This is a genomic window from Sphingomonas sp. (assembly GCF_003248515.1).
Lineage (GTDB): Bacteria > Pseudomonadota > Alphaproteobacteria > Sphingomonadales > Sphingomonadaceae > Sphingomonas_I.
This window is the reverse complement of sequence record NZ_QFOB01000003.1, coordinates 249,835-270,608: the sequence shown is the minus strand read 5'-3', so window position 1 is coordinate 270,608 and position 20,774 is coordinate 249,835. Positions and strand designations below refer to the sequence as shown.

The window sequence follows — 20,774 nt, the reverse complement described above, 5'->3', positions numbered from 1 at the left end:
CGCTCAGAAGCGGAAGCGTGCGCCCAGCCGCCAGTGGAAGGGCAGATCGGCGTTGATCAGGTCGTTGCCCTGCGAGCCCCCGGCTGCGGACCAGTTCTTCTCGTTGGTGATGTTGTAGAGGTTCGCGTAGATCGTGAACTTGCCCACATCATAGAAGATCGTGCCATCGATCTGGAACTGCGTCCGGATCTTCACATTGCCGAGATAGGAGGTGTTCATCGGGCTGGTGAGTTGGCCGTTGATGCTGCCGCCGAGGCCCATGTCCGACTTATATTTCGCAAAGCCCGTCAGCATGTGCTTGGGCAGGCCGGGCATCCGGAAGGTTCCGGTAAGGGCCGTGAAGTTCGGGCTGCCATTGCCGTTGCCATAGGGCGCCGCGAATGCATCGTAGACATCACGGGTGAAGGCCGACTGCCGGGCGTTCGGCAGCATCGCATCGATATACGTATAGGAGGCCATCATCGAGAAATTCTTGGTGGCCTGATAATTGAGCTGCAGTTCCGCACCCTTGGCGACCACCCGGCTGACCGCGCCGAATGCGTCGACGACGGAGCGCTTCTGTTTGAAGATGGAGATCGCGCCGAACAGCTTGTTGCCGATCAGCGCGGCTTTGGCGCCGCCCTCGTACAGATAATTGTCGATGTGGAAATTCTCCTTGATCAACACGCCCGAAGTGAAGGGCGCATAGCCGCCGACATTGCTGGCCGGAGATTCGTTGTAATTGAATGTCGCGTAAATCGAGGTGTTCGGCGTGAAGGCATAGGTCACGCTGGTGTTGAACGCCTTTTCCCACTCGGTGATCGTGTCGCGGGCGGCGGTTGCGCCGGGCGGCGGCAGCGGATCGGCGAGCCGCTCGTGGATGCGATCGAGACGGGCACCGGCCAGCACCGACAGTTCATCGGTCAGGTGGAACATGCCCTGCGCGAAGAAGCCGATCTGGTTGGCCTTCTGGTCGGCCGTGCCGGCCTGCGCGTTGGTGTAGCCGGCCACGCCATAAGTGGTGCCGGGGGTTGCGAATTCGTTGGTCCGGCCCGGCACCGCGACCACACCGGCAAGATTGTTGATCTGGTAGGTCGCCGGATCGGTGGTGATGTCTGTGGCGTTCAAATATTCGTTGAAGAAGTCGGCATAAGAGAGCGATTCATAGGCGCGATAGGCGGCACCGATGACGATCTTTTGCTTGCCGAATTCACCAGACAGTTCCAGGCGATTCTGGAAATTGTGCGACTTCGGAATGTAATTGTAGAAGCGCTGGGCGTATTCTTCCTGGATCTGGGTATAATCCTCATACGCCATATGGTTCGCGATCGTGAGCTGATCGCTGAGCTGATAATTGACGTGCAGTTGGGCGACGAGATCCGAGCCCTTCGCATAATCGTCCGGACCGACGAGCTGGAAGCTGCGATCGATCTTGGTGACGCCGGTGACGTTGATGACCGAGCGGAAGCCGCGCCGATCCGTCGCCGTCGGCGAACTGAAGCGGCCGATGCCGGTGCCCTGATAATAAAGGCCGTCGTCGATCAGCTCCTGCGTCGGCCGGTTGATGCCCGTATTCTCGGTGAATTTCGCATGATAATATTCGATGTTCGCATCGATCGTCAGCTTGTCACTTGGCGTGAACTGGAGCGCGCCGTAAATATCGTGCGAATCCATGAAGCCGAGGCGGTAATAGCTGTCGGAATCGACCCGCTCATAGCTCAGGCGCAGGCCCAGCACCTCGTTGATCGGTCCGCCGATATCCGCCTGGACGCGCTTGTCGTCCCACCGGCCATAGCTGGCATCGACGAAAACGTGCAGGCCATCCTGCTGCGGCTTCTTGGTGACGAAGTTGACATAGCCGCCGACGCGGCCGGTCGGCCCATAGACCACGCCCGCCGGGCCTTTCACCACATCGAGGCCACCGACGCCGTTGAAGCTCACGGGCAGGCCGTTCGCGCGGGGCGTGCGCAGAATGCCGTCCTGATAGATTTCGGCGGTCTGGCCGCGCAGTGACGGGGTATTCGCGCCGCCGAACTGGGTAGTCGTGTAGGCGCCTGGCACCACCTTCGCGAAATCACGGACACTCTCGATCGAGAGATCCTTAAGTTGGGTCGCGTCAATGCGCTGAACGGTTCGCGGCGTCTCGATGACCGAGGCTCCCATGCCCAGAGCCGAATTGTTCTGAGCGAAGGTCTTTCCCTCGATCACGATCTCGTCGCTGTTCGCGGCCGCATCGCCAGCGGGCGGCGGGGCAATTTCCGCCTGCGCTTGCGATTGCGCAAGCAGGCACAGGAAGAAGGTCGATCCCAAACCGATCAGTCGATTATTCATTGATTCCCCCGAACCTAATTTATATAGGCCTCTCCGTTGCAACTATATCTAGTATAGAATCTTATGATCGACATAGTCATAGAAGAAATGATCGATGTCTATTATTATAATAAGCAAATATACTACGATGTTATCTCGTAATTGCGTCATTATGCTGCGATTGGAGCGGCATCAGGCGCGATAGGGCCGGACTGTTTGTGATACAGCCTCAGAGTCGTCTGGGCGGCGACATTGTCGCGTTTGTCTGTATGTGTAAACAGGAGAAATCCGCATGCCACGTTGCGAAAATGCGAATGAGACCGTCGCGGTCCTTTTGATTCGTGATGATTTCGGGCGTCTGCGAGGGTTTTTTCGCGAGGGGAGAGGTGGCTGCCGGGGCGAGGGTGGTGGTGCGCCGCGCTCCGGCTGCGCTCCCCTTCATTCTCGGCGATGAAGGCGCTTTCGGATGGTCCTGGCGGCCATGGGTTTCGTTTTTCCGGGTGCGCGCTCGCGGAGAGATGTGTCGGCTGGTGATGGGATTTTCGCGGTCGCTGCGCTGGTAATCGCGCGCATTCGCGCATGAGCGTAGATCGCGTCTATAATATAGATTCAAAAAATCTTGGTATTAGTTCGACGAACGAAATAAAAAATTACATTTCTATTAGTTGATGATAGGCTGATGCGGCGATAGTCGTAGGGTGATAATCGAAAATTTGGGGATTCAATGCTTAGCAGATCGATGTCTGGCGCGCTTGGTCTCGCCGTTTGCATATTCGCCGGCGATGTGGCGGTGGCCCAGTCCAGCGACGGTGCCGTACCGCGCGATGGCGAACGACAAGACGACGTCATCGTCTATGGCCGCGCGCTCGCGCAGATCGGAACCGCGCTTTCCGGCTCGCAAGGCGTTGTCGGCTACAGGGATTTCGAGGATCGGCCGCTATCCCGCGTGGGCGAACTGGTTGAAAACGTTCCCGGCGTGATCGCAACGCAGCATTCCGGCACGGGCAAGGCCAATCAATATTTTCTGCGCGGCTTCAATCTCGATCACGGCACCGATTTCGCCGCCTTCGTCGATGGCGTGCCCGTCAACATGCGCACGCATGGGCATGGGCAGGGCTATCTGGATCTGAATTTCCTGATCCCCGAACTCGTGCAGCGCATCGATTATCGGAAGGGCCCCTATTTTGCCGACGTGGGCGATTTCTCGGCCGCCGGCACCGCGAAATTCGTCATGGCGGACAGCCTGGCCGCCCCGATCATCGAGGCGACGGGTGGCAGCTTCGGCTATTATCGGGCGCTGGCCGCGGGAAGCGGCGCCCTGGCGGATGGAACCCTGCTGGCCGCGCTGGACGGGACCCGCTCGAACGGCCCCTGGGTGCTCGACGAGGATCTCAAAAAGGTGAACGGCCTCGTCAAATATTCGCGAGGCACCGGAGCGCACCGCTGGAGCCTTGGCCTCACCGGCTATCACGCGACCTGGAATGCGACCGATCAGGTTCCGCAGCGCGCGATCGATAGCGGATCGATCGACCGGTTCGGCTATATCGATCCGTATCTTGGCGGCGAGACGACCCGGATAGGGCTTACGGCGAATGCCCATTTCGGCGCGACCGACGTCACGCTTTATGCGGTGCATTATCGCTTCCGGCTGACCTCAAATTTCACCTACTTTCTGGATGATCCCGTCGATGGCGACGAATTCCAGCAGCGCGATCGTCGCACGGTCTGGGGTGGTTCGATCCAGCACAGGATCGATACCACGATCGCCGGATTGCCGGTGGAAGCCACGCTCGGCAGCGAGGCGCGCTACGATCATATCGGCGCAATCGGTCTCTATCGCACGCAGCGGGCCATCCGGATCGGCACCGTCCGCGAGGACCGCGTGGAGGAAGGCAGCGGCGCGCTATATGCGAGCGGCACGGCATTCCTGAGCGATCGCCTCCGCCTGACGCTGGGCGCGCGGGGCGATCTCTATGCCTATGATGTGCGAGCCCGCACGATCGCCGCCAATTCCGGCAAGGGCTCCGATTTTCTCCTCGCGCCCAAGGCCGCGCTGGCCTGGCGCGCAGCCGACCGGATCGAACTCTACGCCAATTATGGCGAGAGCTTCCATTCGAATGACGTGCGCGGCGCCACGATCCGGATCGATCCCAAGACCGGCGATCCTGTCGAGCGCGTGCCTGTGCTGGTCCGTGCGCGCGGGGCCGAGATTGGCGGCCGATATGAAGCGTCGCGGTTCAGCGCATCGCTGGTCGGCTATTATCTGGCGCTCGGTTCCGAACTCGTCTTCTCGGGTGACGGCGGAACGACCGAGCCGAACGATGCCACCCGTCGCTATGGCGCGGAGGCCACCTTTTTCTGGCGGCCGACCAACTGGATCACCCTGGATGCCGCCGGCGCGATCACGCACGCGCGCTTCCACGATGTCGTGCCGGGCATGACGCGCATTCCGAATGCCGTGGGCAATGTCGTTTCCGCCGGGGCGGCCATCGATGCGGGGCGCGGGCTGACCGGTTCGCTCCGCCTGCGCCATTTCGGCGGTGCGCCGCTGATCGAGGATGGCAGCGTGAGATCGAGGGCGACGACGCTCGTGAATGCCGGCATCTACTATCAGATCGGCCGGGCGAAACTGGGCCTCGACGCGCTCAATCTGTTTGACGCGAGGGATGCCGACATCACCTATTTCTACACGTCACGGCTACAGGGGGAGCCGGCCGGGGGCGTCGACGATTATCACCTCCATCCGGTGGAGCCCCGTCAGGTGCGCGTCTCGCTTCGCTACAGTTTCTAGAAGATGGCATCATCGCGGGCATTCGGCATGCTGCCGTGCCCGCGATCCTGTTGCTCGCGCGCGGGGGCGCGTTAGAGCAGGCAGGGGCGGGACAGGCTTGCCGCCATTTAAGGGGGGATGCCATGAACGGTGCCATGCCGGGCGCTGGACGCAATGATTCACTCGGGGTGCTGGACGGGCTGGTCGGCTATCACCTCCGCCGCGCCTCATCGGTCTTCGGCAGCGATTTCTTCCGCACGGTCGGCGGAGAGGGGCTCCGCCAGGTTCCATTCGCGATCCTGTCCGTGATCGCGGCCAATCCCGGCATCCGCCAGGGCGTGGCCGGCGAGGTGCTGGGCATCAAGCGCGCCAATATGGTGGTGCTCGTCAATGAACTGGTGGAGGCGGGTCATGTCGATCGCAGCCCGGCCGAGGATGATCGTCGCGCCATCGCGCTGGCGCTGACGGCGAAGGGCCGGGCCATGCTGGAGGATGCCACTGCCCGGCTGATCGCGCATGAAGACGCGCTACTTTCCGAATTTACGGCGGACGAGCGCCACATCCTGATCGGCCTGATCCGGCGCATCGAGGCGCGCGAGCAGCCGCCGGAGGAGTGATGCGTTTTTCTCCCCGCCGGGCGGGAGGGCGGCCGAAGGCTCTTGCCGCCTCGATCGATATTTGTTATTTGTCATAACAATATTGAGAAGGAGAGTGATGTGGCGACGCTCATCGAGACCGCACCGGACGCCGCCGGAGGCGCGGCCACGTTTCAGCGACTGAACCCCGTGACGGGCGAGGTGGCGACCATAGCCCCCGCCGCTACCGTGACCGATGCGAATGCGGTGGCCGATGCGGCCGCGGCCGCTTTCCCGATCTGGTCGGCGTTCGGCCCCAATGCCCGGCGCGCGGTATTGACGAAGGCGGCCGACGCGCTCGCCGCGAAGGCCGATGCCTTCGTCGACGCGATGATGGGCGAGATCGGCGCCACCGAGGGTTGGGCGCGTTTCAATCTGATGCTGGCGGTGGGCATGGTGCGCGAGGCGGCTGCGCTCACCACGCAGATCGGGGGCGAGGTGATCCCCTCCGACAAGCCGGGCTGCATCGCGATGGCGCTGCGCGAGCCTGTCGGCGTGATCCTGGGCATCGCGCCGTGGAATGCGCCGATCATCCTGGGCGTGCGCGCGATCGTGGTGCCGCTCGCCTGCGGCAACAGCGTGATCCTCAAGGCATCCGAACAGTGCCCGCGCACGCACAGCCTGATCGTGGAAGCCTTCGCGGAGGCGGGTTTCCCGGAAGGCACGGTCAACATCGTCACCAACGCGCCCGCCGATGCGGGCGAGATCGTGGGCGCGCTGATCGATCATCCCGAGGTGCGCCGCATCAACTTCACCGGATCCACCCATGTCGGCCGGATCATCGCCAGGCGCGCGGCCGAACATCTGAAGCCGGTGCTGCTGGAACTGGGCGGCAAGGCGCCGTTCGTGGTGCTGGACGATGCCGATCTGGACGAGGCGGTGAAGGCGGCCGCCTTTGGCGCCTTCATGAACCAGGGCCAGATCTGCATGTCCACCGAGCGGATCATCGTCGTGGATGCGGTGGCCGATGCCTTCGCCGGAAAATTCGGGGCCAAGGTCGCCTCGATGCCCGTGGGCGATCCGCGCGAGGGCAGGACGCCGCTGGGCGCGGTCGTGGATCAGAAGACCGTGGATCATGTGAAGGGCCTGATCGATGATGCCGTGGCCGCCGGTGCCACGATGCTCGTCGGCGGCGCGGCGAACGGCGTGCTGATGCCCGCCCATGTGATCGATCACGTCACGCCCGCGATGAAGCTGTTTCGCGACGAGAGCTTCGGCCCCGTGGTGGGCATCATCCGCGCCAGGGACGAGGCGGATGCGATCGCGCTTGCCAACGATACCGAATATGGCCTCTCCGCCGCCGTCTTCACGAAGGATACGGCGCGCGGGCTTCGGGTGGCGCGCCAGATCAAGTCGGGCATCTGCCACGTCAACGGGCCGACCGTGCATGACGAGGCGCAGATGCCGTTCGGCGGGGTGAAGGCATCGGGCTATGGCCGCTTCGGCGGCAGGGCCGGCATCGACAGCTTCACCGAACTCCGGTGGATCACCATCGAGACCCAGCCCGGCCATTTCCCGATCTGAACCCGCCGGAAGGATCAGGACCATGTCGACGCTGGCCATCCTCGCCGCGGCTGCCGCCGCGGGCGCCTCCGCCTTGCCTGTGCCGCCCGCGCCGGGGCTGCATTATGCCTTCTCGATCGCGGTGACGCTGGCGCCCCCGATCGAGCAGGGCACGGTCGACGGGCGGCGCAAGCGCTTCGTGCCGATCACCGGCGGCATCGTCAGCGGACCGCGTCTTCAGGGCACGGTGCTGGCCGGCGGGGGCGACTGGCAGACGATCGGCGCGGACGGCCTGACGATCGTGGACACGCGCTATACGCTGAAGGCCAGTGACGGCACCGTGATCGATATCGTCAATCCGGGCGTGCGCATGGCGACGCCCGAGGTGACCGCCCGGATGGCGCAGGGCGAGCAGATGCCGCCCGACGCTTATTATTTTCGCACCGCGCCGCGTTTCAGCGTGGCGGACGGCGCGCACGACTGGCTGCGGCGGACCGTGTTCGTCGGCCGCGGCATCCGCAATCCCGACACCGTGCAGATCGACGTCTTCTCCGTCGACTGACGCCTTTCAAGGAGCCTTCCATGACCGATCAGACCGAGCTTGATACCGTCGCCTTCGAAGTAGTGGACCACGTGGCCTGGGTGAAGCTCAACCGGCCGGACAAGCGCAACGCGATGAGCCCGCGCCTCAACCGCCGCATGATGCAGGTGCTGGACGAACTGGAGTTTCGCGCGGATGTGGGCGTGCTCGTCTTGACCGGCGAGGGCTCCGCCTGGACGGCGGGCATGGATCTCAAGGAATATTTCCGCGAGACCGAGGCGAAGGGGCTGGGTGGCACGCGCGGCGCGCAGCGCGAAAGTTATGGCTGGTGGCGGCGTCTGCGCTGGTATCAGAAGCCCACCATCGCGATGGTCAACGGCTGGTGTTTCGGCGGCGGCTATGGCCCGCTCTTCGCCTGCGATCTCGCCTTCGCGGCCGAGGATGCGCAGTTCGGCCTGTCCGAAATCAACTGGGGCATCCTGCCCGGCGGCGGCGCCGCCAAGGTGGCGACGGAACTGACCTCGTTCCGGCGCGCCATGTATCATTCGCTGATGGGCGAGAATATCGATGGCAAAACGGCCGTTGAGTGGGGCTTCGTCAACGAGGCGGTGCCGATCGCCATCCTGAAGGATCGGGTGAGCGAAGTGGCGCAGAAGCTGCTGACCAAGAACCCCGTCGCGCTGAAGGCCACCAAGGATGCGATCCGCCGGGTGCGCGAAATGACCTACGACAATGCCGAGGATTATCTGATCCGGGCGCAGGAAGCGGCCAACAGCTTCGACAATGAGGGCCGCAAGGAAGGCATCAAGCAATTCATCGACGACAAGACCTACAAGCCGGGTCTCGGCGCGTACGATCTTTCGAAGCAGAAGGCATAATCCGCATGGCCGCCGCCGATACGCTCGTGCCGGAAAAGGCGCGCTCGCTCGATCGCCTGCTGAAGGCGCGCTCGGTCGTCATCGTCGGCGCGTCCGAAAAGCCGGGCGCGCTGGGCAATTCTGTCCTCCGCAATCTGGAGCGGCACGGCTTTGCCGGCGATATCCACCTCATCAATCCCAAGCGGCCGGTGATCGGCGGCCGGCAGGCGCTGGGCGCGATCGCGGAGCTGCCCCAGGGCGTCGATGCGGCCGTGCTGGCAATCCCCGGCGCGGCCGTGCTGGGCGCGATCCGCGAACTGGCGCAGCGCGGCGTGGGCGCGGCGGTGATCTTCTCGGCGGGCTTCGCCGAGGGCGGCGAGGAAGGCATGGCCGCCCAACGCGAAGTGGCGCGGATCGCGGCCGAATCCGGCATGGTCGTGGAAGGGCCGAACTGCCTCGGCATGGTCAATTATGTCGATGGCGTGCCGCTCACCTTCGTCGAGACGCCGGCGATGCGGATCGACCGGCCGGGGGTGGGTATCGTCTCCCAATCCGGCGCGATGGCGGTGGTGCTGGGCACGGTGCTGATGGCCAAGGAGCTGGGCATCTCCATCTCCGTTTCCACCGGCAACGAGGCGGCGAGCGGCGTCGAGGATTATCTCGCCTATCTGCTGGACGAGCCGAACACGCATGCGATCGGCATGATCGTGGAGCAGTTCCGCAAGCCCCGCATTTTCCTCGCGCTGGCACAGAAGGCGCGGGCGGCGGGGAAGCAGATCGTGCTGCTGCATCCCGGCAAATCCAGCGCCGCGCGCGAATCCGCCGCCACGCACACCGGCGCGATGGCGGGCGACTGGCAGGTGATGAAAACGCTGGTCACCCGCGTGGGCGTGGTGCTGGTCGACAGCATCGAGGAGCTGGGCGACGTGCTGGATCTCGCCATCCGCGCCGGCAGGATGGCGGGCGGCACGGCGGTGCTCGCGGAATCGGGCGCGTTCAAGGCACTGACGCTCGATCTGTGCGAGACGATCGGCCTGGATCTTCCCATCCCGGCCGATGCGACGGCGGCGGCCCTGCGCGCGGCGGTTCCCGATTTCATCGGCGTCAGCAATCCGATGGACTTGACGGCGCAGTCGCTGGTCGATCCCGATCTCTATCGGCGCACGTTGACGCCGCTTTTGGCCGATCCGGCCTATGGCAGCGTGGTGCTGGCGATCATCCAGACGGACGAGATGACCGCCTGCCTGAAATTCGAGCCGATCATCGAAACGCTGCGCGCGCTGAGGGCGGAAAAGCCGATCATCTTCGCCGGGCTCGATGATGGCGCGCCGGTGCCGCCCGCTTATCTCTCGGCCCTGCGTGAGCTGAGCGTGGCCTATTTCGCATCGCCCGACCGGGCCTTCAGGGCGATCGCCAAATTGTCGGCGGCGGTCGCCGCGTCGGAAACGGGCGAGGGCGCGCCGATCGCGGCCGCACTGCCGCATGGCGGCGTGATCCCCGAATATCGGGCCAAGGATGTGCTGCGCCCGATCGGGATACCCTTCCCGCGGGGCGGCTTCGCGGCCGATGTGGCGGCGGCCCGGCGCGTGGCCGGGGAGGTGGGCTATCCCGTCGTCCTCAAGGCGCAGGCGCAGGCGCTGAGCCACAAAAGCGATGCCGGTGGCGTGATCCTCAACATTGCGGACGAAGCCGCGCTGGAAGAGGCGTGGGCGCGGCTGTTCGCCAATGTGAAGGCATATGACGCGGGCATCCTGCTGGATGGCGGCCTGATCGAGGCGATGGGCGCGCGGGGCACGGAACTGATCGTGGGCGCGCGCAACGATCCGGAATGGGGGCCTGTCATTCTCGTGGGCTTCGGGGGCGTGCAGGCGGAGATCCTGCAGGATGTGCGCCTGCTGCCGCCGGGCCTTTCAAGGAGTGAGATCGTGGCCGAGCTGCGCGCGCTGAAGAGCGGCGCGCTGCTTGACGGCTGGCGCGGCTCGCCCGCGCTGGATGTGGATGCCGTGGCGGATCTGATCGCAAATCTCGGTCGCCTGCTGGAAGGCACGCCGGAGATACGCGAAATCGATCTCAATCCGGTGGTGGTCTATCCGAAAGGGCAGGGGGTCGCGGCGCTCGATGCGCTCATCCTGGCTGACGAGCCGGCGCGCTAGCGAGGCGCCCCGGTTCGCGGGGAGCCAGATGGCCAGCGGGGCGGGCGGAGCCGGGCGGCGCGCGCCCTTCGCCGCCCGGAGGCCGGGATCAGATCCGCGCCGCCGTGACGATGATCTCCACCTTGTAGTCGGGCGTCGCGAGCCGGGCCTCGCCGGTCGCGCGCGCCGGGGCGGGCGCGTCCGCGATCCAGGCGTCCCACACGGCATTCATTTCGGCGAAGTCGGCCATGTCGGCCAGCCAGATGGTGGCCATCAGCAGCGCATTCTTGCTGCTGCCGGCGGCTGCCAGCAGCGCTTCGATCTCGGCGAGCACGGCGCGCGTCTGCTCGGTCACGCTCGCGCCCGGCGCGCCGACCTGCCCGGCGAGATAGACGGTGTCGCCGTGGATCACGGCCTGGCTCATCCTGGGGCCCTGCTCGATGCGGGTGATGGGCATGGCGAAATTCTCTTTCGTGGGGGTGAGGTCAGTAACGGCTGATGGCCAGATCGGCGCTGGCGATATCCGGCGCGCGGCCGCTGATGATGTCGGCGATCACCCGGCCGGATCCGCACGCCATCGTCCAGCCCAGCGTGCCGTGGCCGGTATTCAGAAAAAGGTTGGGCAGCGGCGTCTCGCCGATCACGGGCGTCCCGTCCGGGGTCATCGGCCGCAGCCCGGTCCAGAACTGGGCTGCCTCCAGATTGCCGGCGCCCGGAAAGAGCGATCCCACGCAATGCTCCAGCGTGTTGCGCCGGGCGATCGGCAGATCGCGCGAATAACCCGAAATCTCGGCCATGCCGCCCACCCGGATCCGATCGGCCAGCCGGGTGATCGCGATCTTCAGGCTTTCGTCGAGCAGGGTCGAAACGGGCGCCCGCGCCTCATCCGTGATCGGAACCGTGATCGAATAGCCCTTCACCGGATAGACGGGCAGCCGCAGGCCGAGCGGCGCCAGCAGCAGCGGCGAATAGCTGCCAAGCGCCACGAGATAGGCATCGCCCGTGATCGCGCCCCGATCCGTGCGCACATGATCGATCCGGCCGCCCGAGGAGACGATCGCCTCGATCCCGCGATCGAAGAGGAATTCCACGCCCGCCTCGCGCGCCATGGCCGCAAGCGCAGTGGTGAACTTGAAGCAGTCGCCCGTCTCGTCATGCGGCAGGCGCAGGCCGCCCACGATCGGCACGGCGCTGTTGGCCAGGCCCGGCTCGGCGGCGGTGCAGCCTTCCCGGTCGAGAACCTCGAACGGCACGCCATCCGCCCTGAGGACCTCGACATCCTTGGCGATGGCGTCGAAATCCTTCTGCCGGCGGAACAGTTGCAGGGTTCCCAGGCTGCGCTCGTCATAGTGGATGCCGGTTTCCTCGCGCAGCGCGACCAGCACATCCCGGCTATATTCGGCCAGCCGCACCATGCGGCTCTTGTTGAGGCGATAGGCGTCGGTGTTGCAGTTGCCGAGCATCGCGACGAGCCAGCGCAGCATGGCCGGGTCGGCTCTAGGGCGCAGGATCAGCGGGGAATGCTGCATGAACAGCCAGCGCAGCGCCTTGGAAGGCACGCCGGGCGCCGCCCACGGCGAGGCATAACCGGGCGAGATTTCGCCGGCATTGGCGAAGCTCGTTTCCAGCGCCGCGCCCTGCTGACGATCGATCACAGTCACCTCATGCCCCGCGCGGGCCAGATACCAGGCGGACGTCACGCCGATCACGCCGGCCCCGAGAATGACGATCTTCATGCGCCTGCCTCCTGCCTGTGGGCCACGGCGGGCGCGGGCACGTAAAAGCGTGCGTAGCGGGCGCCGAGCTGGGTGAGGATTTCGTAGGAAATGGTGCCGGCGTCGCGCGCGACATCGTCGACGGACTGGTGTGGCCCCAGCATCTCGACCAGCCCGCCGGGGACGAGGCCTTCGGCGGGCACGTCGCTCACGTCGATCGTGAGGCTGTCCATCGAAACGCGGCCCACGATCGGCGCGCGATGCCCGGAAACATAGGCCGCGCCCCGGTTGCTCAGCGATCGGGGCCAGCCGTCGGCATAGCCGATCGCAAGCGTGGCGAGCCGCGTCGGCCGGTCGAAGCGATGGGTCAGGCCGTAGCCGACGGCGCTGCCGGGCTCCACCGTGCGCAGCTGGATGATGCGTGCATCGAGGCTTGCCACGGCACGCATCGGGTTTGGCCCCTGCCGGGGGGCGCCACCGTACAGCGCGATGCCGGCGCGGACGAGATCGTAATGGCCGCCGCGCGGCAGCAGGGCGCCCCCCGAATTGTCGAGCGAGCGCGCAACGCTGGGAAAGTGCGCGCACAGCGCGTCGAACGCCTCGGCCTGCGCCAGATTTGCGGGAGCCTCCGGCGTGTCGGCACAGGCGAGATGGCTCATCAGCAGGCGCAGATCGATGCCCTCCAGCCGATCGGGCCGATCAATGAGCGTCGCCACTTCGGCGGCGGACAGGCCGAGACGGGACATGCCGGTATCGAACTGGAGGATGCCGGGCAGCCGCCGCCCCGCCTCGCGCGCCAGCCGTGCCCAGCGATCGATCTGGTCGATCGAATTGAGCACCGGCACCACGCCGAGCGCCGCGCATTCCGCTTCCGCGCCGGGAACCAAGCCGTTGAGCACGCCGATGAAGATATCCTCGCCGCAATGCCGTCGCAGCGGGATCGCCTCGCTCAGATGGGCCACGAAGAAATGGTCGCAGCCCGCCTCGATCAGCGCGGCGGCAACGCGCGGGGCGCCGAGCCCATAGGCATCGGCCTTGACGACGGCGGCCACGCGCGAGGGAGCGGTCCATGACTGGATGGACCGATAATTATCCACCAGCGCGCCGAGATCGATGCGGAGGATGGCGCCGGCCGTCATTTCCATCTCCGTCATGAATCAGCCCCTTTCGCTTTGAGAGCCTAGCCGCAGGATCGTTGAAAATTATGCCAGATCGTCGGCAATCATTGCGTGGAATATATAAAAACAGGAGTATCGTTGAGGATATTCGCGGAATATGTCGCTTGCCATGGACAGTGTCGATCGAGAGATACTGCGCATCCTGAGGCTGGATGCGCGCAGGCCCAACGCGCAGATCGCGGAAGAGGTCGGCCTTTCGCCCTCGGCCTGCCATCGCCGCATCAAGCTGCTGGAGCGGCGCGACGTGATCCGGGGCTATACCATCATCGCCGGCGCGGTCGACGGACAGGAGCGGCGGGTCAATTTCGTCGTGCAGGTGACGCTGGATCGGCAGACGGAGGATTATCTCGCCCGGTTCGAGCATGCCGTGCGGCAGGTGCCCGAAATTCGGGAATGCTTCCTGATGGCGGGCGAGGTGGATTATTGGCTGCGCATCGAGACCGATGCCGCCGCGGCCTATGAACAGGTGCATGGCCTGTTGTCGCGATTGCCCGGCGTCGCGCGGATCAATTCGAACCTTGCGATGCGCGATGCGCTGCGCCCGCGCCAGTCACGCCGGTAGGGCACGGCCCCCGGCTTCTGTGGCTTCCTGGCCACGGTCGGCCCGCTCTCGCCCGCTGCGGTGGGCTGCGCTGGCATCGGCGGCGGGCATGACCTATTCGGGCCGCAGCATCGTTCATTGAGGGGTGGGCCACTCAAGACAGTCGGGTTTCCGGCGGGAGCGACTATGGAAAGTGCCGGGAGCGACCGGGGGCCGGTGCCTCATCGCGTATCGGGGCCGGACCTGCACCTTTCCGATTTGCAAAGGGCGATGCTGAACGCGACACCGGATTGCATCAAGGTCGTCTCGGTCGACGGCACATTGCTGACGATGAACCGGGCGGGATGTCTCGCGCTCAACGTTCCCGTGGATTCGGATTTCGGGATGCCGTGGCTCCCGCTGTTGCCCGAGGATGTCCATCCGCAAGGGGAGGTCGCGCTCGGGAAGGCGGCCGCGGGCGAAACCGCGCGCTTTCCCGGCAGGAGCCTCTCATCCGACGGTATCGTTTACTGGGACAATCTCCTGACCCCGATCTTCGGGGATTCGGGCGAGGTCATGTCGATCCTGTGCGTGTCGCGCGACATCACGGACAAGACCCTGCTGGAGGAGCGGCTGCACGCGGCCGTCGATCGCGAAACGCTCCTGGCCCGCGAGATGCGCCATCGCATCAAGAACATGTTCTCCGTGGTTTCGGGCCTCGTCGCCATCTCCGAAAAGGAAGCAGCCGCAAGCGATACGCCCCGCGCCACGACGAATATTCTCCGCGAAAGGCTCGATGCGCTGTCGCGGGCTTCGGAGGCCGCATTTCCGGAGGCTCGGGTCGAGGAAGGGGATGGCGCCGCCGTGCCGCTGGAGCCGGTGCTGCGGTCCGTTCTCCGCCCCTATGGCGACCGGTGCACATTCGCCGGACCGCCTCTGTCGATCCGCCGGGAATCCATCCCGACCTTTGCGCTCTTCCTCCATGAGCTGGCGACCAATGCCGTGAAATATGGCGCCCTCGGCAGGGACGGCGGGCGCGTCGGGATAGATTGGGAGACGCGTGATGGCCTGCTCGATCTCACCTGGGCCGAAACGGGCGGCCCGGGGCTTTCCGCGCCGCCCGATCACAAGGGCTTTGGCACGCAGATGGTGGATCGCATCGTCCGGCATGCCGGGGGAACGATCAGCCGGACATGGCGCGAGGAGGGGCTGATCGCCCGGCTGCGATTGCCGGAGGAAGGCCGATGACCTCGTCCCGTGCACCATCAGCGCCCGCGGAGGAGCATGCGGTTGCGGATCTCGATTCGCCGCAACGTCTTCGTGACATGAAGCCTTATGTCGCGGAAATTCATGAAGCCGAAGGTTCAGATGGAAGCTTCCGGATCGTCATATCCAACGGCAGGATCCAGCTGGCGGATCTGCGCGCGCCCTCCCGCTCCGATGCGGAGCGGATCAGCGCGGAATTGATGCGTCGGTTTCACGAAATCGAGCGCAACTGGCCCTGGATGAGGGGCTGATCCCGCGGGCGGCATGCGCCTGACGCGGTTTCTCCAACCCCTCGATGGGGAAGTGCGCCGCCTCAATCGCGAATTTTGAGGTCGCGATCCAGAAAATCGAGGAATGACCGGACGCGCAGCGCGAGCCGTTCATGCCCGACATAGAGGGCGTGGATGTCTTCCTCCTGGGCGGGATCATAGTCCGCCAGTACCTCCACCAGCCGGCCCGCCGCCACATCCTCCGCCACGTGGAAGCGGGCGAGCCGGGCGATGCCGGCGCCCGCCAGCGCCGCGAGGCGAACGACCTCGCCGGAGCTTCCGAGGAAGCGGCCTTCCACGTTGCGATGGACGAGCCGCCCGTCCAGCAGGAAAGGCCAGCCTTCCACGGATCGCCGGAAGCTGAAGCGCAGGCACGTATGATGATCCAGATCGTCCGGGTGGCGCGGTGTGCCATGGCGGGCGAGATAATCGGGGCTGACGACGAGGGAGAGGCGGCTCCGGCCGAGCTTCTTCGCGCGCAGCCTGTTGTCGGAAAGCGGGCCGATGCGGATCGCGATGTCGGTTCGCTCCTCGATCATCTCGGCCAGCGCGTCCGACAGTGTCAGTTCCAGCTTCACGCCGGGATGGGCCTCCATGAAGCGGGCGACGAGCGGCAGGAGGCATTGCGTGCCGAATCCCACCGAGGCGTTCACGCGCAGCAGGCCGCGCGGCTCGCCCGCATCGTGGCCGAAGCCCCGCTCGACATCGTCTATCTCCGCCATCAGGCCGGCGATGCGCTCGTGATAGGCCTCGCCCTCCGGCGTCAGCGCGAGCGCGCGGGTCGTCCGGCAGACGAGTTGGACGCCGAGCCTTTCCTCCAGCCGTGCGACCGTCCGGCTTACCGCCGATGGCGTCACGCGGAGGGCCTTCGCGGCGGCGGCGAATGTGCCGCCGCGCGCGACGGCCATGAACGTCATCATCTCGCCGAACCGGTTGTCCATCGCACCGTACCTTGCCGTCACGTCTGAAGTGTCGCGCCGCCGCCTAAACAGCGGCCTGCATCCGCCCTACCGTCAAGTCGGCGCGGGAAGGAAGGACCCCATGGACCCGGAAATGACGGACAGGGCGGCATGCACGCCGGGATCCGTGGCGGCCATCGGCCGGGCGATGCCGACGCGGCTGGCGATGAAGAATGCGCGCCTGCCCGGCGACAGGGGCCGAACCGCATCGACGATCATCTGACGTCTTCAAGCACACCGAACTTTTCTATTTTATCGAAATATCCGGACAATCTTATCCGGGTGTTTCGAATGATCGGGCCGCCGTAGCTTTTCCTCACCGCAACGGAAGCATTCAAAAGGGAGATTTGAAATGACGCGCACCGCAACCGCCACCCCCGGCAAGTCGCTGCTCTCGCCGGCCGATCACACGCTGATCCTCATCGATTTCCAGTCGCAAATGTCTTTCGCAACCAAGTCGATCGCGCCGGAGCTTCTGCGCAACAATGCGGCGCTTATCAGCCGCGCCGCCAAGTCTTTCGATGTTTCGACTATCCTGACGACGGTTGCCGAGAAATCCTTTTCTGGCCCGATGTTCGAAGAGATTAAAGATGCCTTCCCCGGGCAGAAGCTGCTTGATCGCACCTCGATGAACACCTGGGAGGATGAAGGCGTGATCGCCGAGGTCAACCGCATCGGCAAGGAGCGGATCGTGTTCGCCGGCCTGTGGACCAGCGTTTGCATCGTCGGCCCCGTCGCCTCCGCGATCGATCAGGGCTTCGACGTCTATTTCATCGCCGATGCCTGCGGCGACATCTCCGAGGAGGCGCATGAGCGCGCCGTTCAGCGGATGATCCAGCTCGGCGCCAAGCCGATGACCTCGCTGCAATATCTGCTCGAACTGCAGCGCGACTGGGCCCGCACCGAGAGCTACGACTCCACCACCGGCATCGCGAAGAAGTGGGGCGGCGCCTACGGCATCGGCATCACCTACGCCAAATCCATGTTCGGCGCCTCCGAGGGCAATCACTGATCGCCCCCTCAAACCACGGGGAGGCACCGGCCTCCCCACATCCCCTGCTTTTCATTCGAGGATATTCCCCATGGCAACGGTGACCACTCAGGACGGCGTCGAGATCTTCTACAAGGATTGGGGCCCCAGGGATGCCCAGCCGATCATGTTCCACCACGGCTGGCCGCTCTCGTCGGACGACTGGGACGCGCAGATGCTGTTCTTCCTGTCGAAGGGCTATCGTGTCGCCGCCCATGATCGCCGCGGCCATGGCCGTTCCGCCCAGGTCGATTTCGGGCACGACATGGATCATTATGCGGCGGATGCCGCGGCCGTCGCCCAGCATCTCGATCTGCGCAACGCGATCCATATCGGCCACTCCACCGGCGGCGGCGAAGTCGCGGCCTATGTCGCCCGCTACGGCATTCCGCAGGGCCGCGTCGCCAGGGCGGTGCTGGTGAGCGCGGTGCCGCCGATCATGCTGAAGACCGATCGCTATCCGGGCGGCCTTCCGATCGAGGTGTTCGATGGCCTGCGCGCCGGCCTCGCGGCCAATCGATCGCAATTCTTCCGCGATGTCGCCGCCGGGCCGTTCTACGGCTTCAACCGCCCCGGTGCGGACGTGAAGCCCGCCGTGATCGATAATTGGTGGCGGCAGGGCATGATGGGCAGTGCGCTGGCCCACTATGAAGGGATCAAGGCCTTTTCCGAGACGGATCAGACGGATGATCTGAAGGCGATCACCGTGCCCGCCCTCGTCCTGCATGGCGATGACGATCAGGTGGTGCCCTACAAGAATGCGGGCGTGCTGCAGGCAGAAATCCTGCCGGCCGCGACGCTGAAGATCTACGCGGGCTTCAGCCACGGCATGCTGACGGTGAATGCCGATGTGCTGAACGCCGACATCCTCGCCTTCATCCAGGGCTGAATCCGACGGCTCCGGGGAGATCCATGATGAAACCCTACCTGCTCTCGCTCGCCGCCGGCCTGCTCGTCGGCATCATCTACAGTCTCCTCGGGGTCCGTTCCCCCGCTCCCCCGGCCATCGCCCTGATCGGGTTGCTCGGCATCCTGCTGGGCGAGCAGATCGCGCCACTGGCCAAAAGGCTGGGATCGCAGGACGGCGCCGTCGCCTATCTGAAGGATGAGTGCGCGAAACATGTCTTTGGCCGCCTGCCGGGGGCCGACGCATGAATGTCACCCGCCGCCAGACGCTGATGGGGGCGGCGGCCGCCGCCGCCCTCGCTTCCCCCCTCCTCGCCCAACGGAAAGCCCCGATGACCGACCTGATCCTCATCAACGCCAGGGTGACGACACTGGATCGCGAAAATCCGCAGGCCGAGGCGATCGCGATCCGCGACGGCAAATTCCTCGCCGTCGGCAGCGAGGCGGAGGTTCGCGCCGCCGCCCCCCCCGCCACCGTGATCGATGCCGGCCGCCGCCGCGTGATCCCCGGCCTGATCGACAGCCACATGCACATCATCCGCGGCGGGCTGAATTATAATATGGAGCTGCGCTGGGATGGCGTGCCGAGCCTTGCGGAGGCGATGGCGATGCTGAAGCGCCAGGTGGATAATACGCCCGCGCCCCAATGGGTGCGCGTCGTGGGCGGCTTCACCGAGCATCAGTTCGCCGAAAAGCGCCTGCCCACGATCGCGGAGCTGAACGCGGTCGCGCCGGACACGCCCGTCTTCATCCTCCACCTCTATGATCGCGCCTTGCTGAATGCCGCCGCGCTGCGCGTCGTCGGCTATACGAAGGACACGCCCAATCCGCCCGGCGGCGAGATCGTGCGGGATGCGGCCGGCAACCCCACCGGTCTGCTGCTGGCCCAGCCGAACGCCACGATCCTCTATTCCACGCTGGCCAGGGGGCCGAAGCTGCCCCCCGAATATCAGATCAATTCCACCCGCCACTTCATACGCGAGGTGAACGGGCTGGGCGTCACCGGCGTGATCGATGCGGGCGGCGGCTTCCAGAATTATCCCGACGATTATCAGATCATCGAGAAGCTGCACGCCGACGATCAGCTGACCGTGCGCATCAGTTACAACCTCTTCACGCAGAAGCCCAGGGAAGAGCTGGCGGATTTCTCCGGCTGGGTGAAGCAGGTTGCGCCAGGCCAGGGCGATGACACCTATCGCCACAATGGCGCGGGCGAGATGCTCGTCTATTCGGCCGCCGATTTCGAGGATTTCCGCGTCGCCCGCCCGGATATGCCGCCGAACATGGAGGGCGATCTGGAGCCCGTGATCCGCCTGCTGGCCGAACATCGCTGGCCGTGGCGGTTGCACGCCACCTATGACGAGACGATCGGCCGCGCGCTGGACGTCTATGAGAAGGTGAACCGCGATATCCCGCTTCAGGGGATCAACTGGTTCTTCGATCATGCCGAAACGATCAGCGATCGTAATATCGATCGCGTCGCGGCGCTCGGCGGCGGCATCGCCGTGCAGCATCGGATGGCCTATCAGGGCGAATATTTCGTCGAGCGCTATGGCGCCCGGGCGGCCGAACGTACGCCGCCGATCGCCCGCATGCAGGCGGCCGGCATCCCGGTGGGCGCCGGCACGGATGCCACGCGCGTCGCCAGCTACAATCCGTGGGTGTCGCTGAACTGGCTCGTCACCGGCAGGACGGTCGGCGGCCTCGGCCTCTATCCTTCGGCCAACCGCATGAGCCGCGAGAAGGCGCTGCGCATGTGGACGCATGAAAACACCTGGTTTTCGAACGAGGTGGGCAAGAAGGGGCAGATCAAGCCCGGCCAACTGGCCGATCTCGCGATCCTCACCGCCGATTATTTCAGCGTGCCGGAAAGCGACATCCCGCATATCCGCTCGGTGCTCACGCTGCTTGGCGGCAGGGTGGTGCATGGGGAAGGGGATTATGCCCCGCTGGCGCCCGCTCTGCCCCGGCCGATGCCGGATTGGTCGCCGGTCGCCACGTTCGGCGGCTATCATCGCCAGCCGGAAACCGCCGCCAGGCTGGCCAGCGCCTGCGGCTGCGCCTCGGCCTGCTCGGTGCATGGGCACGATCATGCCGCCTCGCTCGGCGCCAACGTTCCCGCCGCGGACGTGCAGACCTTCTGGGGCGCGCTTGGCTGCGGCTGCTGGGCCGTCTGACGCTTTAGCCCGGCCCCTCCCGCCGCG

Annotated in this window: 19 protein-coding genes; 14 read left to right on the top strand and 5 right to left on the bottom strand. The window is 65.3% G+C overall.

The genetic code is table 11. The annotated features are described in order from the left end of the window. Window positions 1–3: 3 nt before the first annotated feature. Complete coding sequence (locus DI605_RS06525; protein ID WP_293970837.1) at window positions 4–2,310, bottom strand: TonB-dependent siderophore receptor; 2,307 nt, start codon at window positions 2,308–2,310, stop codon at window positions 4–6. 718 nt (window positions 2,311–3,028) lie between these two features. Here DI605_RS06525 and DI605_RS06520 point away from each other — a divergent pair. From DI605_RS06520 to DI605_RS06495, 6 genes are all read left to right on the top strand, one after another. Beyond that, window positions 3,029–5,080, top strand: a complete 2,052-nt coding sequence (locus tag DI605_RS06520; RefSeq protein WP_293970834.1) for a TonB-dependent receptor — start codon at window positions 3,029–3,031, stop codon at window positions 5,078–5,080. Between the two features lie 122 nt (window positions 5,081–5,202). Continuing rightward, window positions 5,203–5,676, top strand: a complete 474-nt coding sequence (locus tag DI605_RS06515; RefSeq protein ID WP_293970831.1) for a MarR family transcriptional regulator — start codon at window positions 5,203–5,205, stop codon at window positions 5,674–5,676. Window positions 5,677–5,775: 99 nt separating this feature from the next. Continuing rightward, window positions 5,776–7,218 carry an aldehyde dehydrogenase gene (locus DI605_RS06510; protein ID WP_293970828.1) on the top strand — a complete coding sequence of 481 codons (1,443 nt, stop codon included), beginning with the start codon at window positions 5,776–5,778 and terminating at the stop codon, window positions 7,216–7,218. A 22-nt stretch (window positions 7,219–7,240) separates the two neighbouring features. Beyond that, window positions 7,241–7,759, top strand: a complete 519-nt coding sequence (locus DI605_RS06505) for a DUF3237 domain-containing protein (RefSeq protein WP_293970825.1) — start codon at window positions 7,241–7,243, stop codon at window positions 7,757–7,759. Window positions 7,760–7,779: 20 nt separating this feature from the next. Then, a complete protein-coding gene (locus DI605_RS06500; protein WP_293970822.1) occupies window positions 7,780–8,616 on the top strand; it encodes a p-hydroxycinnamoyl CoA hydratase/lyase in 837 nt (278 codons plus the stop codon). Between the two features lie 5 nt (window positions 8,617–8,621). Further along, the gene (locus tag DI605_RS06495; RefSeq protein WP_293970819.1) at window positions 8,622–10,748 is read left to right on the top strand and encodes an acetate--CoA ligase family protein; all 2,127 of its coding nucleotides are present in this window, start codon (window positions 8,622–8,624) and stop codon (window positions 10,746–10,748) included. A gap of 88 nt (window positions 10,749–10,836) precedes the next feature. Here the strand turns inward: DI605_RS06495 and DI605_RS06490 are convergent, their stop codons facing one another. From DI605_RS06490 to alr, 3 genes are read right to left on the bottom strand one after another with little or no spacing between them, the layout of a single operon-like run. Further along, window positions 10,837–11,184: a RidA family protein gene (locus DI605_RS06490; protein WP_293970816.1), complete on the bottom strand. Its 348-nt coding sequence runs from the start codon at window positions 11,182–11,184 to the stop codon at window positions 10,837–10,839. A gap of 28 nt (window positions 11,185–11,212) precedes the next feature. Further along, complete coding sequence (locus tag DI605_RS06485; protein ID WP_293970813.1) at window positions 11,213–12,463, bottom strand: D-amino acid dehydrogenase; 1,251 nt, start codon at window positions 12,461–12,463, stop codon at window positions 11,213–11,215. Continuing rightward, window positions 12,460–13,596, bottom strand: coding sequence for an alanine racemase (gene alr, locus DI605_RS06480; RefSeq protein ID WP_293970811.1), 1,137 nt, complete (start codon window positions 13,594–13,596; stop codon window positions 12,460–12,462). Before alr ends, DI605_RS06485 begins: the two co-directional genes overlap by 4 nt. A 121-nt stretch (window positions 13,597–13,717) precedes the next feature. Here alr and DI605_RS06475 point away from each other — a divergent pair, with 121 nt between their 5' ends. The 3 genes from DI605_RS06475 (at window position 13,718) to DI605_RS06465 (ending at window position 15,657) form a co-directional block, all read left to right on the top strand. Further along, the gene (locus DI605_RS06475; RefSeq protein ID WP_293970808.1) at window positions 13,718–14,182 is read left to right on the top strand and encodes an Lrp/AsnC family transcriptional regulator; all 465 of its coding nucleotides are present in this window, start codon (window positions 13,718–13,720) and stop codon (window positions 14,180–14,182) included. Window positions 14,183–14,431: 249 nt separating this feature from the next. Continuing rightward, entirely contained in the window at window positions 14,432–15,388 is a 957-nt protein-coding gene (locus DI605_RS06470; protein WP_293970806.1) for a PAS domain-containing protein, read from the top strand. After that, a complete protein-coding gene (locus DI605_RS06465) occupies window positions 15,385–15,657 on the top strand; it encodes a hypothetical protein (protein ID WP_293970803.1) in 273 nt (90 codons plus the stop codon). Before DI605_RS06470 ends, DI605_RS06465 begins: the two co-directional genes overlap by 4 nt. Window positions 15,658–15,719: 62 nt before the next feature. Here DI605_RS06465 and DI605_RS06460 read toward each other — a convergent pair whose 3' ends face one another. Further along, on the bottom strand, window positions 15,720–16,616 hold the full coding sequence (locus DI605_RS06460) for a LysR family transcriptional regulator (protein WP_293970800.1): 897 nt from the start codon (window positions 16,614–16,616) through the stop codon (window positions 15,720–15,722). Here DI605_RS06460 and DI605_RS06455 point away from each other — a divergent pair. The 5 genes from DI605_RS06455 (at window position 16,582) to DI605_RS06435 (ending at window position 20,747) form a co-directional block, all read left to right on the top strand. Continuing rightward, window positions 16,582–16,857: a hypothetical protein gene (locus DI605_RS06455; protein WP_293970797.1), complete on the top strand. Its 276-nt coding sequence runs from the start codon at window positions 16,582–16,584 to the stop codon at window positions 16,855–16,857. The genes DI605_RS06460 and DI605_RS06455 overlap by 35 nt on opposite strands. Window positions 16,858–16,986: 129 nt before the next feature. Next, window positions 16,987–17,646 (top strand): hydrolase, encoded by a 660-nt coding sequence (locus DI605_RS06450; protein WP_293970794.1) that lies wholly within the window; start codon window positions 16,987–16,989, stop codon window positions 17,644–17,646. A gap of 70 nt (window positions 17,647–17,716) precedes the next feature. After that, the gene (locus DI605_RS06445; protein WP_293970792.1) at window positions 17,717–18,553 is read left to right on the top strand and encodes an alpha/beta hydrolase; all 837 of its coding nucleotides are present in this window, start codon (window positions 17,717–17,719) and stop codon (window positions 18,551–18,553) included. A gap of 26 nt (window positions 18,554–18,579) precedes the next feature. After that, window positions 18,580–18,819: a DUF1427 family protein gene (locus DI605_RS06440; protein ID WP_293971401.1), complete on the top strand. Its 240-nt coding sequence runs from the start codon at window positions 18,580–18,582 to the stop codon at window positions 18,817–18,819. An 83-nt stretch (window positions 18,820–18,902) separates the two neighbouring features. Then, window positions 18,903–20,747: an amidohydrolase gene (locus DI605_RS06435; RefSeq protein ID WP_293971398.1), complete on the top strand. Its 1,845-nt coding sequence runs from the start codon at window positions 18,903–18,905 to the stop codon at window positions 20,745–20,747. Window positions 20,748–20,774 lie beyond the last annotated feature (27 nt).